The 17589-nt window shown below is 42.2% G+C and carries 14 protein-coding genes; 7 read left to right on the top strand and 7 right to left on the bottom strand.

Annotated features, from left to right (window positions below):
- Positions 1–110: 110 nt before the first annotated feature.
- Positions 111–926 (top strand): STAS domain-containing protein, encoded by an 816-nt coding sequence (locus tag RRU94_RS06685; RefSeq protein ID WP_315691006.1) that lies wholly within the window; start codon positions 111–113, stop codon positions 924–926.
- A gap of 97 nt (positions 927–1023) precedes the next feature.
- Here the strand turns inward: RRU94_RS06685 and RRU94_RS06680 are convergent, their stop codons facing one another.
- A complete protein-coding gene (locus RRU94_RS06680) occupies positions 1024–2763 on the bottom strand; it encodes a glycoside hydrolase family 13 protein (RefSeq protein ID WP_315691005.1) in 1740 nt (579 codons plus the stop codon).
- Between the two features lie 303 nt (positions 2764–3066).
- Between RRU94_RS06680 and RRU94_RS06675 the strand changes: the two genes are divergently transcribed.
- Positions 3067–4083 (top strand): glycine-rich domain-containing protein, encoded by a 1017-nt coding sequence (locus RRU94_RS06675; protein WP_315691004.1) that lies wholly within the window; start codon positions 3067–3069, stop codon positions 4081–4083.
- 186 nt (positions 4084–4269) lie between these two features.
- The gene (locus tag RRU94_RS06670) at positions 4270–5538 is read left to right on the top strand and encodes a Glu/Leu/Phe/Val family dehydrogenase (RefSeq protein WP_315691003.1); all 1269 of its coding nucleotides are present in this window, start codon (positions 4270–4272) and stop codon (positions 5536–5538) included.
- Between the two features lie 95 nt (positions 5539–5633).
- Here RRU94_RS06670 and RRU94_RS06665 read toward each other — a convergent pair whose 3' ends face one another.
- Both RRU94_RS06665 and RRU94_RS06660 read right to left on the bottom strand, forming a co-directional pair.
- Positions 5634–7058, bottom strand: a complete 1425-nt coding sequence (locus RRU94_RS06665; protein WP_315691002.1) for an alanine/glycine:cation symporter family protein — start codon at positions 7056–7058, stop codon at positions 5634–5636.
- A gap of 8 nt (positions 7059–7066) precedes the next feature.
- A complete protein-coding gene (locus RRU94_RS06660) occupies positions 7067–8041 on the bottom strand; it encodes a glutaminase (protein WP_315691001.1) in 975 nt (324 codons plus the stop codon).
- Positions 8042–8236: 195 nt separating this feature from the next.
- Between RRU94_RS06660 and RRU94_RS06655 the strand changes: the two genes are divergently transcribed.
- The 4 genes from RRU94_RS06655 (at position 8237) to RRU94_RS06640 (ending at position 11802) form a co-directional block, all read left to right on the top strand.
- On the top strand, positions 8237–9490 hold the full coding sequence (locus tag RRU94_RS06655) for a sensor histidine kinase (RefSeq protein ID WP_315691000.1): 1254 nt from the start codon (positions 8237–8239) through the stop codon (positions 9488–9490).
- Between the two features lie 4 nt (positions 9491–9494).
- Positions 9495–10418: a response regulator gene (locus tag RRU94_RS06650; protein ID WP_315690999.1), complete on the top strand. Its 924-nt coding sequence runs from the start codon at positions 9495–9497 to the stop codon at positions 10416–10418.
- Between the two features lie 320 nt (positions 10419–10738).
- A complete protein-coding gene (locus tag RRU94_RS06645; protein WP_315690998.1) occupies positions 10739–11194 on the top strand; it encodes a putative immunity protein in 456 nt (151 codons plus the stop codon).
- Between the two features lie 77 nt (positions 11195–11271).
- Positions 11272–11802, top strand: a complete 531-nt coding sequence (locus RRU94_RS06640; protein WP_315690997.1) for a methylated-DNA--[protein]-cysteine S-methyltransferase — start codon at positions 11272–11274, stop codon at positions 11800–11802.
- An 88-nt stretch (positions 11803–11890) separates the two neighbouring features.
- Here RRU94_RS06640 and xerS read toward each other — a convergent pair whose 3' ends face one another.
- The 4 genes from xerS to RRU94_RS06620 form a co-directional block, all read right to left on the bottom strand.
- Positions 11891–13006 (bottom strand): tyrosine recombinase XerS, encoded by a 1116-nt coding sequence (gene xerS, locus RRU94_RS06635; protein ID WP_315690996.1) that lies wholly within the window; start codon positions 13004–13006, stop codon positions 11891–11893.
- Positions 13007–13694: 688 nt separating this feature from the next.
- Positions 13695–14882: a Gfo/Idh/MocA family protein gene (locus RRU94_RS06630; RefSeq protein ID WP_315690995.1), complete on the bottom strand. Its 1188-nt coding sequence runs from the start codon at positions 14880–14882 to the stop codon at positions 13695–13697.
- Positions 14883–14912: 30 nt separating this feature from the next.
- Positions 14913–15836 (bottom strand): sugar phosphate isomerase/epimerase family protein, encoded by a 924-nt coding sequence (locus RRU94_RS06625; RefSeq protein WP_315690994.1) that lies wholly within the window; start codon positions 15834–15836, stop codon positions 14913–14915.
- 89 nt (positions 15837–15925) lie between these two features.
- Positions 15926–17344, bottom strand: coding sequence for a sugar porter family MFS transporter (locus RRU94_RS06620; protein ID WP_315691962.1), 1419 nt, complete (start codon positions 17342–17344; stop codon positions 15926–15928).
- Positions 17345–17589: the final 245 nt, after the last annotated feature.

Genomic DNA, 17589 nt, shown 5'->3' with positions numbered 1-17589 from the left:
CTTGCCCAGGAATCCCCCACTTTAACCGTCAGGTAAGTGGGCGGTAGTTCAAGGAACAACCATTAAATACATGTATTAAAGTATGTAATAGAGAAAAAGGGGAAGCCATCGTGAGTTCATTTTTAAAATTTTCGGCTTATATTACTGACAACGTAGAAGCATTAGCAACTGAGGTCGTTGAAAAAGTGATTTCAAATCTAGAACTGACGATTCCAGACTGGGAAAAAGAGCAGGCACGTATAATGTACCTTGAGTTCTTACAGTTTTTTGGGGATTCCTTTGTAAAAGAAGAAAAATGCGTTCCTGATTTCTTTATAGAGTGGAGCCGAAAAAATGCAGATATGCAGACTTCTTCAGGCGGAAGGGTTTCCGTTATGGCTGTCCGGTATCCTCCAACACGGGAAGTGTTAACCGATATGTTTACAGAAATCGGACAAAAGCTTCAATTGTCCCTGGAACAAATCGTTTTGATCATTAAGCGTATCAATCAAATGCTGGACCGCAGCTTAAATGAGACTATTTTTGCATTTGAACAGCTGTATGAGGAAAAGAAAGAGCAGGCGAAAAAAGAAATGGCCGCTCTATCCGCGCCCATTATACCTGTAAGGGAAGGAATTGTGATTCTCCCTCTTATAGGAGAAATGGATGCCTACCGAGCCAACTATATACTAGAGCACGTTTTTCCTAAACTATCAGACATGGAGATCGATCATCTCATTGTCGATTTTTCAGGTCTTTCCCAAATTGATGTAAAGATGGCGGCCTACCTTCAACAGCTGGGCATGATGCTCAAGTTAGTGGGTATTCACCTCATCACATCCGGTCTTCGTCCTGACTTAGCTCAAATTGTAGTAAAAAGCGGGCTTGAGCTTTCAGGTACAGATACGTTTTCTACTGTGAAAAGAGCATTAGAGAGCCTGGATTAATCGTATATAACATAGAATAAAACCGGTACGCCCCCTTGTGATGGAAAAGAGGGCGTACCGGTTTTTTATATGCCTGTTTAGAAAAGCAAAAGCCTGCTTACTGCATTGTTTTATGCAAAATCATAAAGTTCTGAGGCTGAATGGTGACGGTCTTTTCATTGTGTATTTCTTCCGTCCACACATTTTGAGCATTCATAAAGACATCTGGCACATCAGCTTGTATTGGTGTATCACTTGAATTGATCAAAAACAGAAGTTTTTCTTGTTCATTTTCGCGCGTGTAGCTGATCAGCTCCGGATGAATATCCGCAAACGCAAAGCTGCCGCTGTTGCCAAAAGCAGGTATTTGTTTGCGCAGCGCAATCGCTTTTTGAATAAAGGCCCGTAAATCGCAGTCCTGCTTGTCTTCATCCCAGATCATACATTTGCGGCAGTCCGGATCTGGCCCGCCTGTTAAGCCAATTTCATCTCCGTAATAAATACATGGAGACCCTGGGGAAGACAGAGCAAACAGGTAAGACAGTTTGACGCTTTGTTTATTGTCATACGCAACCGTTAAAAGTCTTGGCGTATCATGGCTTCCTAGCAGGTTAAAGGCAACTTCATTGGTGGGAACCGGATAAGAATGATAGACATGGGTAATTTCCTGTTTAAACTGTTCGGCTGTCATCTTTCTCTGGGCAAAAAAGTCTACGATCGCATGAACAAAACGATAATTCATAGCCGCATCAAACTGGTCTCCCTGAAGCCAAGGCAGGGCATCATGCCAGATTTCACCCAGAATATACACATCCGGCTTTATCGCTTTTACCGTGCGGCGGAACTCCCTCCAAAAGGCATGATCGACTTCATCGGCCACATCCAGCCTCCAGCCGTCTATGTCAAAATTGTTCACCCAATATGAGGCCACATTCAACAAATAGTCTTTTACTTCCGGGTTTTCGGTGTTCAGCTTTGGCATGTTTTTTTCAAAGCTGAAGGTTTCGTAATTTAACTTGTCACCTTCCTGCAGCGGAAATTTTCGAATGTGGAACCAGTCTTTATATTTCGATGCTTCACCTTTTTCAAGCACATCCTGGAACGGGCCAAAAAAGTAGCCGCTATGATTAAATACGGCATCGAGCATCACTTTAATGCCTCTTTGATGACATTCATCAATGAGCTTTCTCAGCAGTGCCTCATCGCCAAATTGTGGATCGATTTGAAGGTAGTCGATGGTATCATATTTATGGTTTGTGTTTGCTTTAAAAATAGGAGTGAAGTAAATACCCGTAATGCCGAGATCCTGCAGGTAATCCAAGTGGTCAATGACTCCCTGGAAGTCGCCGCCAAAGTAGTTATCAAACTCCGGCTTTCCTCCCCAAGGCTGTGTATTAGGGGGATTCAGACGTGGATCGCCATTGCCGAACCGTTCCGGGAAAATCTGATACCAGACCGTATCTTTTACCCAGTGGGGAGCAGTGAAAATATCGGCCGGGTTAATGTATGGGAAGTTAAAGTAATTCGCTGTTTTTTCCGGCGCTTGATCGAAAAAGCCACGCTCTGTGTAATAGATAGTCTCGTCCTCGCTGACACATTTAAATCCGTAAAGGAGACGGCGGTGGGCAGGCTTAATCTCCGCCATCCAGTAATCAAACAGCATATCTGATCCAGCTAAAATCATATCTTCCTCATCATATACCCATATACCGTCCTTAAGGATATAGGAATCTCCGTGAAGCAACGATACATGTGTGAGGTCGCCTTTCTTGGAGCGCAGGCGGATATGAACGGTATCTGAATCATAGGAATAAGCAAAATTGTTTTTAGGCCGGTGATAAATAGCTTCCTTTAACATAAAAAACCCCTCCATAGACAGTTATGTATTCAGGTAGTGTGAGCTGTTTCACTGAATTTTATCTAGCCTTTTCCCTTCCCTTATTTCTTTTAATCCTTTTTCTGCAAAAAAATACCGGCATATTGTCAATGTTTTAAACTTTTTACCCAGGGAGACATGAACAAATACAAGAGCATGATACAATAGAAGAGAAGCCCTGCAGAAAAAAATCTATTTATTTCATTTTTTCCCTTTATTTATCGAGATAAGAGAGCAGATCAAACAGAGAAAAAACAGCAGGGAGAGTTAAAAGGAGGGACTGAAATGGAAGTTGTATTTTTCCTCGTGATTGCAGCCATTATAGCCAGCGTCATTATCAAAAAGGCCAGCGGAAAAAACACGCCTGGCAGGCGCTCCGGTCAGAAAGCAAGAAGTTATAAGGGAACGGCAATAGACAAGCCGCTTTCTTTTGAACTGGAACAGACACTTGGCTTAAAAATGCCGGAAGGAAACCCGTTAGCTGAAAAACTAGAGCATGCCTGGAACCGGAGTCTCGAAGCGTCTGTAAAAGCACGGTTGATTGAAAAAGGGGTGGTGTCCGAGCAGTCGTTTTCATGGTACCAGCTTGAATTAAAGCGGTTTTTCATTCTTTCTGCCATCATGAAAAATGTACCGATGTACAGCACAAAGGTCGATGCCATTTGGCATGATATGATTTTGTTTACCAAGGATTACGCGGCTTTTTGCGAGGAATTTCATGGTACGATGATTCATCATACTCCAACTGACAAAGCTAAAGTAACAAAAGGAGCGTCACAGCACGAGCGGGCTGTTTTTGAATTGGTATATTCAGTTTTGTTCACCGAGCATGATTACACTGAAACCATTCAAGGTCCATTTGGAAAAACGCTGCTTCGCAAATCCTTTGTAGAAAAATGGCAGAAAGCAAAAGGAAAGAAACGAGAAACATATCTTCAAAAAGAGCTGTTTGAAGCAGCGCCAGAAGAATATGAGCCTCTTATCCATGCTTTAACGAAAAAGCTTGCAGAGCTTCTTGAAGAAGCAGAAGAACACGTTGACCGCCGTCAAAAAACACGGTCTAAAACGATTGTGGCGACCCGGCCGGAGGATCAAACCCCTGTCTTGCTGCTGTCTTATTCGATCCTGGCCTTGCATGAGCCTATACCGGAAGACAATAACTACATGAGTTCAGGCGGTTATTACGATAGTGATGACCGTGACGACCGCTATGATCATCATGACTCCGGGAATGATTCTTCTTGTTCTTCTGACAGCAGTAGTGGATCCAGCTGTTCTTCAAGCAGCTGTGGGAGCTCTTAAATATTTCTAAATAAAAAGCAGAAATCCAAAGGATTTCTGCTTTTTTACGTGGGCTGCTGCAGTAGAAAATATATTGCCTAAAAATAAATTTTTTTATGTTACTATCTGTCTGCTTTTGTAGTTTATTTCCTATGATTTAAATGTTTAGAGGATTATGAAAGCGCTTTAAAGGGAGATGTGGATTATATGGTAAAAGTTCAAGCGGTAAAACAAAAAGCAAAAGAAGGATTATTCAGTTCTACCCAGGCGATTATTCAAGAGGCAATTCAGTCACTTGGATATGACAGCAGTATGTACGAGCTTTTGAAAGAACCTTTAAAAATGCTGACAGTGCGTATACCCGTCAAAATGGATGATGGTTCCACACAAATTTTTACTGGATACCGGGCCCAGCATAACGATGCAGTCGGACCGACAAAAGGAGGGGTCCGCTTCCACCCGGATGTAACCGAGGAAGAAGTAAAGACGTTATCGATGTGGATGACCATTAAATGCGGCATTTTCAACCTTCCATATGGAGGCGGAAAAGGTGGAATTATTTGTGATCCAAGAGAAATGTCCATGCTTGAACTGGAGCGTCTGAGCCGTGGTTACGTTCGTGCGATCAGCCAGATTGTGGGTCCGACAAAAGATATTCCAGCCCCGGATATGTTTACCAACCCCCAGGTAATGGCCTGGATGATGGATGAATACAGCAGCATCCAAGAATTTGACTCTCCAGGATTTATCACAGGAAAACCGATTGTTCTGGGCGGATCAAAGGGACGCGAAACAGCAACTGCAGCAGGTGTGACGATCTGCATCGAGGAAGCAGCAAAAAGAAGAGGACTTGATTTAAACGGAGCACGTATTATCATTCAAGGATTCGGAAATGCAGGGAGTTTTTTAGCCAAATTCCTGTATGATGCTGGAGCAAAAATTGTCGGGATTTCAGATGTTGGCGGCGCTCTTTACGACCCAAAGGGGCTTGACATACCTTATCTATTGGAGCGCCGGGACAGTTTTGGCATGGTAACAAACTTATTTGAAAATGTGTTAGCCAATGAAGAGCTACTTGAAAAAGAATGTGATATCTTAGTTCCAGCAGCCATTTCTAATCAAATTACCGAACAAAATGCAGAACATATACAAGCTGATATTATTGTAGAAGCAGCCAATGGCCCTACAACCCGAAAGGCAACAGAAATATTAACGAAACGCAATAAACTAATCGTTCCTGATGTGCTGGCAAGCTCAGGCGGAGTAACCGTTTCTTATTTTGAGTGGGTACAAAATAATCAGGGATACTATTGGTCGGAAGAAGAGGTGGCTCAAAAACTACGTTATAAAATTAGGGAGTCGTTTGAGCAAATTGCTCATACGTCAGAGACACGCGGTATCGATATGCGCCTGGCTGCCTATATTGTCGGCATTGGACGGGCAGCTGAGGCATCTATGTTCCGTGGATGGGTTTAAACTTAAAAAGCTTCAAAAAAATAACGGTTCTTTAAAGAACCGTTGTTTTTTTATCTTTGTTTTGGTGTTAAGCATGAGGAAAGCAAGAAAGAGAGTTATAAGATGTTTTCCTTCTTGTGCATTTCCGCCACCGGCCAGCATTCCGCTCCTTCTATATTTTCAATACTATCGCTGTAAAACTGGGGATTATGCCCCGCTTTTTTTTGCTGGACGTAATCATGTAACGCCGTAAATGCTACTTTTGATAAAAGCAGGATAGCAATCAAGTTCACAATAACCATGAATCCCATAAATAAGTCTGCAAGATCCCATACAAGCTGCACCTTGGCCACAGCACCAAATAAGATCATAGCGAGCACACCTACACGGTATAGCATCAGCCATATTTTGTTTGTGTTCAAAAACTCAATATTGGTTTCGCCATAATAATAATTGCCAATTAGGGTGCTGAAAGCAAACAGAAGAATCATGAAAGCCAAAAATCCTGATGCCCATGAACCAATATGGGTAGCCAATGACGCTTGTGTAAGTTCAATTCCACTTAGATCGGTTTGTTTATATACAGGAGAAAGCAACACGATAAACGCAGAGCTTGTACAAATCACACCTGTATCGATTAGAACACCTAGAGCCTGAATAAGCCCTTGTTTAACAGGATGGCTTGTAACAGCTGTTGCTGCTGCATTCGGCGCACTTCCCATACCCGCTTCATTTGAGAACAAGCCGCGCTTAATTCCATTCATAATCATTGCCCCAAACGCACCGCCTGCAGCCTGTTCGAAGCCAAAGGCACTTTTTACAATCAGCGCGAGAACACCGGGTACTTGGTCAATGTTCATGGTGACAATAAACAGCGCGACACCAATATAAAAAATAGCAAGTACAACGACAATATATTCAGAGGCCTTGGCAATCCGCTTAATACCGCCAAAAATAATAACCGCAAACAGAACAGTCATGATGATGCCAAGCGTCAAGCGGTCGGTTCCAAAGGAGCTTTGGAATGCGACTGTGATCGTATTAGACTGTACCGCATTAAAAACGAGGCCAAACGAAAGTGTAATCAGGATGGCAAACAAGGCACCCATCCAGCGCTTTTTCAAGCCCTTTTCCATATAATAAGCCGGACCGCCACGGAAACCGTCACGGTCTTTCACTTTATAAATCTGTGCCAGCGTACTTTCTACAAAAGCAGAGGCAGAACCAATCAAGGCAATGATCCACATCCAGAAAACAGCTCCGGGCCCGCCAAGCGCAATAGCGATAGCAATACCAGTAATATTGCCGGTACCTACCCGCGCTGCCATACTGATGCAAAAAGCCTGGAATGGAGACAGGCCGGCCGCCGCACCTGTTTTTCCTTCTTTTAAGACCAACATCATTTCTTTTAACAGGCGAAACTGTAAGAAACGCGACCGGAGTGTGAAGTAAAAGCCTGTTCCAACCAGTAAAATGATGAGCACCTTGGACCAAAAAAATTCGTTTAATTCTTGCACAACTGCTTCCAGCATATATTTCATCCTCCTATTTAAAAGATACTTAAATTCCATTCTGATGCTATTTCTTTCAGAAGCTTTACTCCAGCTAAACTGTTCCCATATTGATCAATAGCTGGACCGTAGATGCCTATTCCGCATCCTTTTTGAAAAGGTCCTTTATTTGGGAGCACCAGGGCCATAATCCCACCGGATACTCCGCTTTTTGCCGGTATGCCAACCTGAGCCGCAAATTTTCCAGAAGCATTGTACATTCCACAGGTAACCATCAAAACTTTTGCCAGTTTTGCTACTTCGATAGGGATAACCTGTTTTTTAAAAAAAGGATGATAACCATCCTGCGATAAAATCAGAGCTGCAAGCGCGATATCTTCGATCGTTGCTTGAATAGCGCACTGTTTCAAATACACGGTTAAGGTTTCTTCTACATCCGACTCTAGATGGCCATTGTCCTTTAAGTAATAAGCAAGAGCACGATTGCGGTGTGCTGATTCCCACTCAGACTTAAAAACGGTTTCGTCTACCTGAAAAGGACGGCCCGTTATTTGTTTAAGCAGGGAAGTAACGCTTTGTACTTTTTCCTCTGCGCTACTGCCAGGCAAGAGGGAGGTGATAGTAATCGCACCTGCATTAATCATTGGGTTGAATGGTTTTCCAAAGTGATTTACTTCCAGACGGACTATAGAGTTAAACGAATCACCAGTAGGCTCCACATCTACCCGCTCCAGTACATACGAAATACTGTGGTGCATACATGCGACGATAAAGGATATTACTTTTGAAATGCTCTGCAGGGTAAAAAAACAGTCTGCTTCACCTGATTTCAACATGCGACCATTTGGCTCAATTATGCAAATGCCAAGCTGCAGTGCTTCTACATTTTGAAGTGCAGGAATGTATGCAGCCGTTTGTCCATTGGCCGCATAAGTCCGGCTTTCTTCCACCCATTTATCAAGAATATATTGTTCGGAATAAAGCAATTCCTTGCTGGCTGTTCTTGCATCCACCTTATCATCTCCTTTTATTAAGCGCTTTCATAATTCATTTCAGCTGATTAACTGAATCTTAAAAAGCGGCCTATAAAAATATATAAAAAGTGACAAAGCAGCTTTTAAAATTTTCATTGTTTAAAAGAAAGAGGGGATGTATACTGAATTTCAGTGAACGGAAGAAAGCAGGTGGTGAGGATTCTCTTCAAAGAAATGAAAGATGCTTACATTCTTATACTCATGATTATTCTCGTTCCACTTTTAGGAGAAATGAAGTTTTATCCGTTAAATGAAACTTTCCGTATCAGCCTCGGTGCTCCAGCTATGTTTTTTTTGCTATTGTTGCGAAAAAGGACATTTATTTTATCGGGCTTTTTAACCGCGTTGGCTGTGGTCTTGTTTCGCGTTTTTCTTGATCATTATACTGGAATTCAAAGAGATAACTGGTCGTCTTTTACATACCATTTCCCTGCTTTTTTCTTTTATTTTACATATGCCTGTTTATTTCAATGGATGAAAATGAGCAGATTTCAAGATAGACCACTAGCAATAGGGCTGTTTGGGCTGCTGATTGAACTGATTTCTAACGTAATAGAGATGTCTGTTCAGTTCATTTTGTTTGGATTCAGTATTTTTGCTGCACAGCTGTTTGAGATGATTGCCATTGCTTTAGCCCATTCCTTTATCGTATTAAGCTTTTTCAGCATGATTAAGATGTATGAGGCTCAGTCAAAAGAAAAACAGGTGAGGGAACAGAATAATCATATGATGATGCTCGTTTCTACTTTGTATGAAGAAGCCATCCATCTAAAAAAATCATCCGGCAATGTAGAAACGGTAACAAAAGAATCCTACGATTTGTACAGTCATTTAAGAGAAGTGGATCCTTCGCTCAGCCAGCTGGCCTTGAAAATAGCAGCCGAGATTCATGAAGTCAAAAAAGACCATCAACGCATTCTGGCAGGTCTGTCAAAGTTAATCTCCAATCAAAGCTTAAAAGACTATATGAGCGGAGAAGAGCTATTACAACTGCTTGTTCATATTAATGAGAAGTATGCGATATCTCTGAAGAAAGAGATTACCTTCACGTACACTATCAAAGGAAAGCATCCAGCCTACCATATTTACACAGTGTTATCATTGATCAACAATTTAATGGCCAATGCTATAGAAGCAATAGAAGAAAAAGGAACGATTCATCTAGAACTGCTTGAGCAGCAAGAACAAGCTGAGTTTCGTGTTTTTAACAGTGGGTCGTCTATCCCGGACAAGTATAGAGACACCGTATTCGAGCCCGGGTTTACAACAAAATTTGATGAAAAAGGAAATTCATCAACTGGAATCGGGCTTTTTTATGTAAAAGAAGCCGTACATAACCTGGCAGGTCAGTGTGACTTTCAAAACAAAGAAAGCGGTATCACTTTTTTTGTTAAAATACCAATCCGCCAATTATCTCGAATGAGGTGAGAAAATGCGATTTTACATTGTTGATGATGACTCCGCTATACGCGCTGTCTTACATAAAATTATTGAAGACGAAGATTTAGGGGAGCTTGTAGGAGAAGCAGCAAGCGGAGAGCAGCTGACAAGTTCATTTTTAAATTTTAAAGGAGTAGATATTCTATTCATTGATTTATTGATGCCTATTCGGGATGGTATTGAAACCATTCGCCACCTCTTGGGATCCTTCAATGGAAAAATTATTATGATTTCACAGGTAGAGTCCAAAGAACTGATTGCACGAGCGTATAAGCTTGGCGTAGAATACTATATTTTAAAGCCGGTAAACCGCATTGAAATTGTGATAATCGTTCAAAAAGTGATAGCCAGAATTCAGATGGAGCGTTCTTTTAAGGATATTCAAAATTCTCTTAATAAATTGATGGATGTGCAAGGCACGTGCACCATATCAAGGAAAGAAAGAAGCTGGGAAGATATTTGTGATTTTCTCCTGACAGAACTTGGTATTACAGGAGAAACTGGTGCTGCAGACCTGATTAATGTTCTCGAATATTTATATTCTTGTGAACACAGCTACACTTTTGAACATAGCTTTCCTTCACTGAAAGATATCTTTAGGCAAACCGCTAAACGCAAGCTGGGACCAGAGGCCTCTGATCTTGAAATTAATCGCGAGATAAAAGCAGCGGAACAACGTATTCGCAGAGCGGTTCTCCATTCCATTATTCATTTTGCTTCTCTTGGATTGACAGATTACTCTCATCCATCATTTGAGACCTATGCAGCCCGTTTTTTTGATTTTGAAGTAGTACGTAAAAAGATGAGAGAGCTTCAAGAACACTCTCTGCCTGCTGACTCACCAACGAAAATAAACACCAAAAAATTTATTCAGATCTTCTATTTCGAAGTTAATCGTTTAAAAACAGAACACTAGCTGGTTAATGAGATAAAAAAAAGCAGGAATCCCAGAGTTGGGTTCCTGTTTTTTCTTGTTGCAATAGTATCTCGGGAATTTAAAGTCATACTTCCATGCTAGAAACGGCTTAAGTGTGATGAATATTTGACAAGCCTTCGGTGACTGAGCTGATTTTACACTCGGTTAAAAAATAAAGGTTTAAATGAAAGTAAACAAGGAAGAGAAAAGGTATACCTCTCCTCTCAAAAAGCGATAAAAACAACTCGTTAAGAAATCCATCGATTAAGATAAAAAAGATTTCAAAAAAACAATAAAAATAATAAAAGGAGGAAACTGCGGTGACAAAGCAGCTATTTATAGATACAGAAACAAAAGAAACCATTGAAGAGCACCTGCAACGCATCACTCATCCAATCGCTGTACGCTGGGCACTAGCTTGTGCAGAACATGTCATTGATCATTATGAACAAAAATTCCCACATGATGAGCGACCGAGAGAAGCGATTAAAGCAGGATATGCATGGCTTCAGGGAACTATGGGTATCAGGGAAGCCCGCCAAGCTTCATTTGCAGCTCATACTGCAGCCCGTCAAACAGATGATAAGGCAGCGACTGCTGCTGCACGGGCAGCAGGGCAGGCCGTCGCAACCGTCCATATATTCGGTCATGCGATCCATGCATCCACCTACGCGGTAAAGACTATTGCTCATGCAACCCACTTTGATACGGAAGCGGTGGCTAATGAACGTGCCTGGCAGTATAAGCATTTACTAGATTTAGAGAAAGAGATGTAAGTTGTTTGGCGCTTCTTTTAAAGAAGCGTCTTGTTTTTCGTTTACCTGTATAATAGGGATAAAGGAGGCGGGGAAAAATGAACAAGAAAGCAGAAGCGATCCAGTGGTCCACAGTCGACTATGAACATGGATCGCTTTATATAGCCAAAACAGAGAAAGGGCTTTGTTATGTAGGGTCACCGGGACAGACGTTCGAAGAGCTCGAAACATGGGTGAATAAACGGTTCCCAGCGGCTGTTCTTATAGAAGATCGCAGTGCGTTAAATCCTTACAAGGACGAGCTGTATGCTTATTTTGACGGAACGAGCCGCACTTTTCATTTGCCTGTTGATGTAAGGGGAACACCTTTTCAGCTGCAAATATGGGAGGCGCTCAAGCAGATTCCTTATGGAGAAACCTATTCGTATTCGGATATTGCCGAGCTTGCTGGAAAGCCGGCTGCTGTCCGGGCAGTAGGAGCCGCGATTGGCGCAAACCCCGTGCTGATTACCATTCCATGCCACCGGGTGATCGGAAAAAACGGGGCATTGACCGGCTACAGAGGCGGCCTGGAGTTAAAGCAGTATTTACTTCAATTAGAAGCAAAATATGCGGGAGCCCGCCTGTAAAGCTGCCGAGGCGGGGGGCTCCTTCGGAATGCGGGTACGTTCCATTCCTAGACCTCAATGTCGAATCTTCCACTTATTTATTCAACATTTAACGCTCTTTACGTTTTTCTCCTAACTCTTTCAGCGCTTTACGTGCTTTTTCCTGTTCAGGGTTTGTATAAAGCGCAGCGGTCGAAGTCGTACTGTGGCCAAGCTGCATCATAAGCAGATGAATGTCATTTGTTTCTTCCATCAAATTTGTACCAAACGTATGGCGCAGTTTGTGCGGTGACATCGATTTATTGGACATAAATGCTTTCGTATACTTTTTCACCAGGGCTTCAATGGTCCGGTTGGAGAGAGGCTGCGGTTCATTTTTAACTTTTGTTAAAAAAACGAACTCATAATCTTCACCAGTTGCGTTATACCGCTCGTTACGGATTGCGAGATAAGCTTTTACGTCATCCATTGCCTGGGGAATGACTGCGACAATGTCCCGCTTATTTCCTTTACGCAGAACGCTGATTTGGCCCATTTCAAAGTCCATGTCCCGCAGGCGGAGATTAGACAGCTCGTTTACCCGGATGCCGCTTCCGAGGAAAAGCGAAAGAATGGCAATATCCCGTTCTTTATCCCGCTTAAAATAAACAACTTTACGAGAATCTGCAGGCAGTTCCTGTTCATAGTCGTTCTTCAGGAATTCCAGGAAACGAATATCGTCATCCTGGTGAAAGATTTTCGTTGCAATACGCGCAGCGCGGGCATTTAGCGTTTCTTTTACTTTGGTGACTTCAATTTTCAGCATGACATTACGGTGAAAGTAAGGTTCGCCGTCTTCATTTTCTGTTTGCGTCGTTAAATACTTAAAAAGAGAGCGAAGTGCCGAGATTTTACGATTAATCGATACTTTTTCCGCTTTTTTTGTATCCTGTTTATTTACCTGGATATCACGTCGTTCCAGAAAGCGGATAAATCCTTGTGCTTCTACCAATTTAAGGTTTTCGAGTACGGTCATGGGTATATCTTTTATTTCTTTGACGTCGGTGATGCCTTCTGCAATGAGCCATTCAAAAAACAGCTTATAATCGTGCACATAATTTAAAAGAGTAGAAGGAGACCGGCTGCCCAGTTTCTGGTCCACATATTCCACCACGTAAAACGGCATGATAATCATTAATTCTTCTAATTTTTTTTCGTGCAATTGATGCTGACGTGTATTAGCCATTTTTTAAACCTCTTTCGATCAATTTCAACTTTGCGTAAAATTCAATTTTTAAGAAAAGATAGTATATATTCATTATACCCAATCCGTTTGGTAAATTCAGCTTTTCATGCAAATATTTTTAATTATTTGAGCTAAATGATTTTACTTTGGATGATTTACGCATTAGCTATTCACATTCAGCCAGCTGCGTTCCGTAAATCCTGCATAAAATCCTTCAGAAATCCTAAAAAATCAGCTTTTAAGCATGTTCATGTCATTTTAACAATCCTCTTTAATGAAACGTTTGTTCGTAAAAAGACAAACAGAAAACTTGATCCAAACATGATTTCATAAATCAGATCGCTGGATGCTCATTTTAAAATCAAGGATTATTTTTCTGAAGAAACAAGAATTATTTTGTACCAAAATCGTGTTCAGCCAGTTCTCTACAATGATTCATAAAAGACTTTCGAGTCAATGTGCCGCCCGTAGGCTATGCTGTTCGCTTTCTTTTATCTTGAAAGCCGTGTTCTGTCCTTTTGGATTAAAGGTCAAAATTGGTCAAACTTTGTGCTAAATAAATATTTTACGCAAAAATGAATAATTATCCCCTTTTATGCAAAATTATTCAGTTCTGTTTCCAAAAATAGCAGCAAAAAAGCTGCCTAAAGTCTCATTCTACTGTTAGGCAGCTTTTTATTCGCTCTTCTTATTTGGATGGGCTTAATTCATGCTGGTAGTCAACCCAGACAGAACCATTATCAGCAGAGCGCACACAGTTCTCTACCCAGCGAACGCCTTCTACACCCGCTTCAATTCCTGGATACCAAACGTCATTCATCTCTTCTCCGCTGTCCAGTGCTGCCATTGCTTTAGCAAAACGAGTATAAAGGTTCGACCATGCTTCAAATAACCCTTCAGGATGGCCGCCGCCAATCCGATCGTCTGCTAATGCTTGTGGATACAGGTAGTCCATTCCGCGTTCTAAAATCTGTACAGGCTGCCCCTGGACTTCGAAACGAAGCTGGTTCGGCTGTTCATCCCACCATTCAATACTTGCTTTAGAACCAATCACCCGTATTTTTTGTCCGTGCATAGAGCCTGCATTCACAGCGGAAGACCAGACTGTACCCACTGCCCCATTTTCATATTCCATGATCGTGTAAGCATTATCTTCAAGCGGCGCACGGCTTTTAACAAAGCTCTGACGTGTGCACATTAACTTTTTGATTTTCATGTTTGGCAGCATCACTTCTGACAAGAATAGCGGATGTGTTCCTAAATCTCCGAGTACATAGCTCGGCCCTGCCATTTTAGGATCGACACGCCATTTTGTGCTGGCATTTTGCTCTTCCACTTCTCCCGAATGAAAGCCGTGGGCAAACTGCATATTCACAATTCTGATTTCGCCTAACTCACCGTTTGCGATTAACTGGCGCGCCTGCTCGATCATTTGGTGGCCGGAATAACCGTATGTAATCCCGACAACGCGATTCTGTGCTTTGGCTAACATTTCAAGCTCCAGTGCTTCTTCCGTCGTGAAGCAGAGCGGCTTTTCACAGATCACATGCAGGCCTGCTTCCAGGGCTGCTTTAGAGATCGCATAATGCGTGCCGTTTGGCGTAGCGATAGAAACCGCTTGAATGCCATCCTCACGTTTTGCTTCTTCTTCAAACATTGTTTTATAGTCAGGATAGCAGCGCTCTGGAGAAACGTGCAGATTCACCCCAAAGTCTTTGCCGCGTTCTGCATCAATATCAAAAGCGCCCGCAACAAGTTCGAAGTTGTGATCACGCAATGCAGCTGAGCGGTGGATATAACCGATTTGACTTCCACGCCCGCCTCCTACCATCGCCCAGCGGATTGGTTGTTGAATTACTTTTTCACCGTTAATCATTTGCCATGCTCCCCTTTTTCTATGTTTTCGTTAATAACCTACGCTTTTTAAATAGTCGACACTTTGTTTCACATCCCGCAGACTTGTATCTGCATTGCGGGGATCCCGTTCCTGCTCAATCGTGATATAACCCTGGTAGCCAATTTCTTTTAACAGCTTATGGATGGAATTGTAATCAATGATGCCTTGTCCAATCGGGCACATCACGCCTTTGGCGCATGCTTCAAAGAAACGGATATGCTCACCCATCACTTCGTTGTAAATGTCGAGGTTAATATCTTTAAAATGAATGTAGTCTAAGCGGTCTGCATAGCCTTGAATCCACTGGTATGGGTTCATTTTAGAGTAATAAAGATGACCCGTATCCAGGCAAAGGCCGGCTGTCTCATAAGGTATATCTTCTAATAACTGTTTAATTTCATCTTCAAATTCAATGTAGCCGCCCGCATGAGGATGAATCACAGAACGGACGCCATATTTTGTCCAGGCGCGATCGGCAAGTGCCCGTATATGTGTTATCATTGTAGTCCAGGCATCTGAAGATAGTCGCTGTGCTTCATCCGGCTTGCCTGCCTTATAATCCCTTTCCTCATGTCCCCAGTCAATGATCACCAGATAAGGAGTCGGAAATTTCTGTCCTTCTTCTGGGGGTGACAATGGAAGTTTGGTAATCAGGGAACAGATATCGTCTACCTGGTGCAATAAGCTCTCTAAGTTAGAGGGTGATACCAAATCATTAAAAATGGTCCCCGCAATGATGTTTAAATCGTTTTTAGATAGCTCTGCCCGTACCCGCTTAATATCCATTGGAATATATCCGTATGGACCAAGTTCAATGCCTTTGTAGCCTGCTTGTGATGCTTCATATAACACTCGTTCCCATGGCGGAAGATATGGATTTTTTGGATCATCCACTCCCCAGCAGCACGGCGCTCCTGCAATTTTAACTCCCATGTTAAAACCCTCCTCTTACTCGTTCCTAATGAAAAGATCTCTATAATTAGAAGCGCTTTCAATTATCTTTTTAAAATAGACAGTTATTATTATCTTGCCTTAACAATTGAATCCCTTTTATCACCTTTATTAGATTGTGAGCGGAAATGTTCTTCCAGCTCTTCAAGTGTACGCCCATTTGTCTCCGGCATAAATTTATATACGAACCCAATTCCTAATAAACCTAGAGCTACGAAAACAAAGAATGTAGCCGATAAACCGACAGAGCTTAGCAATACCGGAAAAGCAAAACCAATCACAAAGTTGATAATCCAGAGGAAAAAGATGCTTATACCAGAACCAAGACCTCTTAACCTTTGCGGGAAGATTTCTGCAATGACTAACCATGTCACCGGTCCCACACAGCCCTGCATAAATGCAAGGAACAGAACGGTTAAAGAAAGTACAATATACGGAAGTGCAGCAGATCCATCGAGTACCATAGAGAAGATGGCAATCAGAAAAAGAGCGGTTGTGGTTCCAGATAAACCAATGATCAACATGGGGCGCCGGTTCACCTTTCCAACCAGCCAAATACCGACTACGACTGCGATGACTGAAATAAGTCCATTTGCAATGTTTGCGATTAAGGCCGCTTTCGTGCCGAAGCCTGATTCTTCAAGAATTTGCGTTCCGTAGTACATGATGGAGTTAACACCTGTAATTTGATTCACCATGGCAATACCAATCCCAATAAGCAAAATACGGCGCAGCCATGGAGCAGAAAAGTCTTTTAAAGAGGCTTTTTCAAGCTCTGAATCTTTTTTTACGGCTGCTTCAATTTCTTGAAATTCCGCTTTCGCTCGTTTCTCATCTCGTATTTGCTTAAGAACACGCAGCGCTTCCGTATTTTTTCCTTTTGAAGCCAGCCACCGCGGACTCTCTGGTACAACGAGCATACTAACAAATAAGATTAAAGCTGGAATAGCACAAAGAACAAGCATATACCGCCAAACATGGCCAGTATCCGCCATAGTGACACCAAGAATGGCATTAAAGACGTAGGCCAGCAGCTGCCCGCCCACAATCATAAATTCGTTCATCGTCACCATTCGGCCCCTTTTTTCATGAGGTGCCATTTCTGCTAAAAAGGCCGGGACCATAGAGGAAGCTCCTCCAACAGCAAGACCCAGTAAAAATCGAAAGACAACCATGATGGAAACATTGGGAGCAAATGCAGTGCCAAGCGATGCCAATAAGAATAAAAAGGATAAATTGAGGATCATTTTCCGGCGTCCATAGCGATCTGCTAATCTTCCGCATATCAGGGCGCCAAATGCTGCTCCTAACAGGAGTGAACTCGTGACAAGCCCTTCTGTAACCGGTGTTAGATTAAGCTGATCAGGCCTTTCCATAAACGGTAAAGCACCATTGATCACACCTGTGTCATATCCGAAAAGAAGCCCTCCAAATGTTGCGGAAACCATAATAATTTGCAAATACATTTTGTGATTGATGGATTTCTTCATTACTTGATTACTCATGTGTAACCACCTCCATGGGATGCGTTGTAGTAGATGCTCTTTCACCTAAGAATTTGCTCTGGCTTATTTTCAGATCCATCAACGTATGTAATCATCTGTTTATGCATCAGGCAGCAGCCTGTCTTGTTTGCATTTGGAAGACAGAAAAATCCTCCAACTACCTTTCCATTATGTACCTTGGATGTAAAGGTAGTATTTCTAAAGTTCCCCTCCTTTTCTTGAATGGTTAA

Source organism: Domibacillus sp. DTU_2020_1001157_1_SI_ALB_TIR_016, assembly GCF_032341995.1.
In the GTDB taxonomy this organism is placed as follows: domain Bacteria; phylum Bacillota; class Bacilli; order Bacillales; family Domibacillaceae; genus Domibacillus; species Domibacillus indicus_A.
The sequence above is the reverse complement of the archived record's forward strand: the minus strand, read 5'-3'. Positions and strand labels throughout refer to the sequence as shown.

Bases quoted from the DNA above. Each gene is read 5' to 3' on its own strand.
- RRU94_RS06620 (WP_315691962.1), bottom strand. From the start codon at position 17,344: ATGAAGAAATCCATCAATCACAAAATGTATTTGCAAATTATTATGGTT.
- RRU94_RS06625 (WP_315690994.1), bottom strand. From the start codon at position 15,836: ATGGGAGTTAAAATTGCAGGAGCGCCGTGCTGCTGGGGAGTGGATGAT.
- RRU94_RS06655 (WP_315691000.1), top strand. From the start codon at position 8,237: ATGAAAGATGCTTACATTCTTATACTCATGATTATTCTCGTTCCACTT.
- RRU94_RS06675 (WP_315691004.1), top strand. From the start codon at position 3,067: ATGGAAGTTGTATTTTTCCTCGTGATTGCAGCCATTATAGCCAGCGTC.
- RRU94_RS06680 (WP_315691005.1), bottom strand. From the start codon at position 2,763: ATGTTAAAGGAAGCTATTTATCACCGGCCTAAAAACAATTTTGCTTAT.
- RRU94_RS06670 (WP_315691003.1), top strand. From the start codon at position 4,270: ATGGTAAAAGTTCAAGCGGTAAAACAAAAAGCAAAAGAAGGATTATTC.
- RRU94_RS06640 (WP_315690997.1), top strand. From the start codon at position 11,272: ATGAACAAGAAAGCAGAAGCGATCCAGTGGTCCACAGTCGACTATGAA.
- RRU94_RS06650 (WP_315690999.1), top strand. From the start codon at position 9,495: ATGCGATTTTACATTGTTGATGATGACTCCGCTATACGCGCTGTCTTA.
- xerS (WP_315690996.1), bottom strand. From the start codon at position 13,006: ATGGCTAATACACGTCAGCATCAATTGCACGAAAAAAAATTAGAAGAA.
- RRU94_RS06630 (WP_315690995.1), bottom strand. From the start codon at position 14,882: ATGATTAACGGTGAAAAAGTAATTCAACAACCAATCCGCTGGGCGATG.
- RRU94_RS06665 (WP_315691002.1), bottom strand. From the start codon at position 7,058: ATGAAATATATGCTGGAAGCAGTTGTGCAAGAATTAAACGAATTTTTT.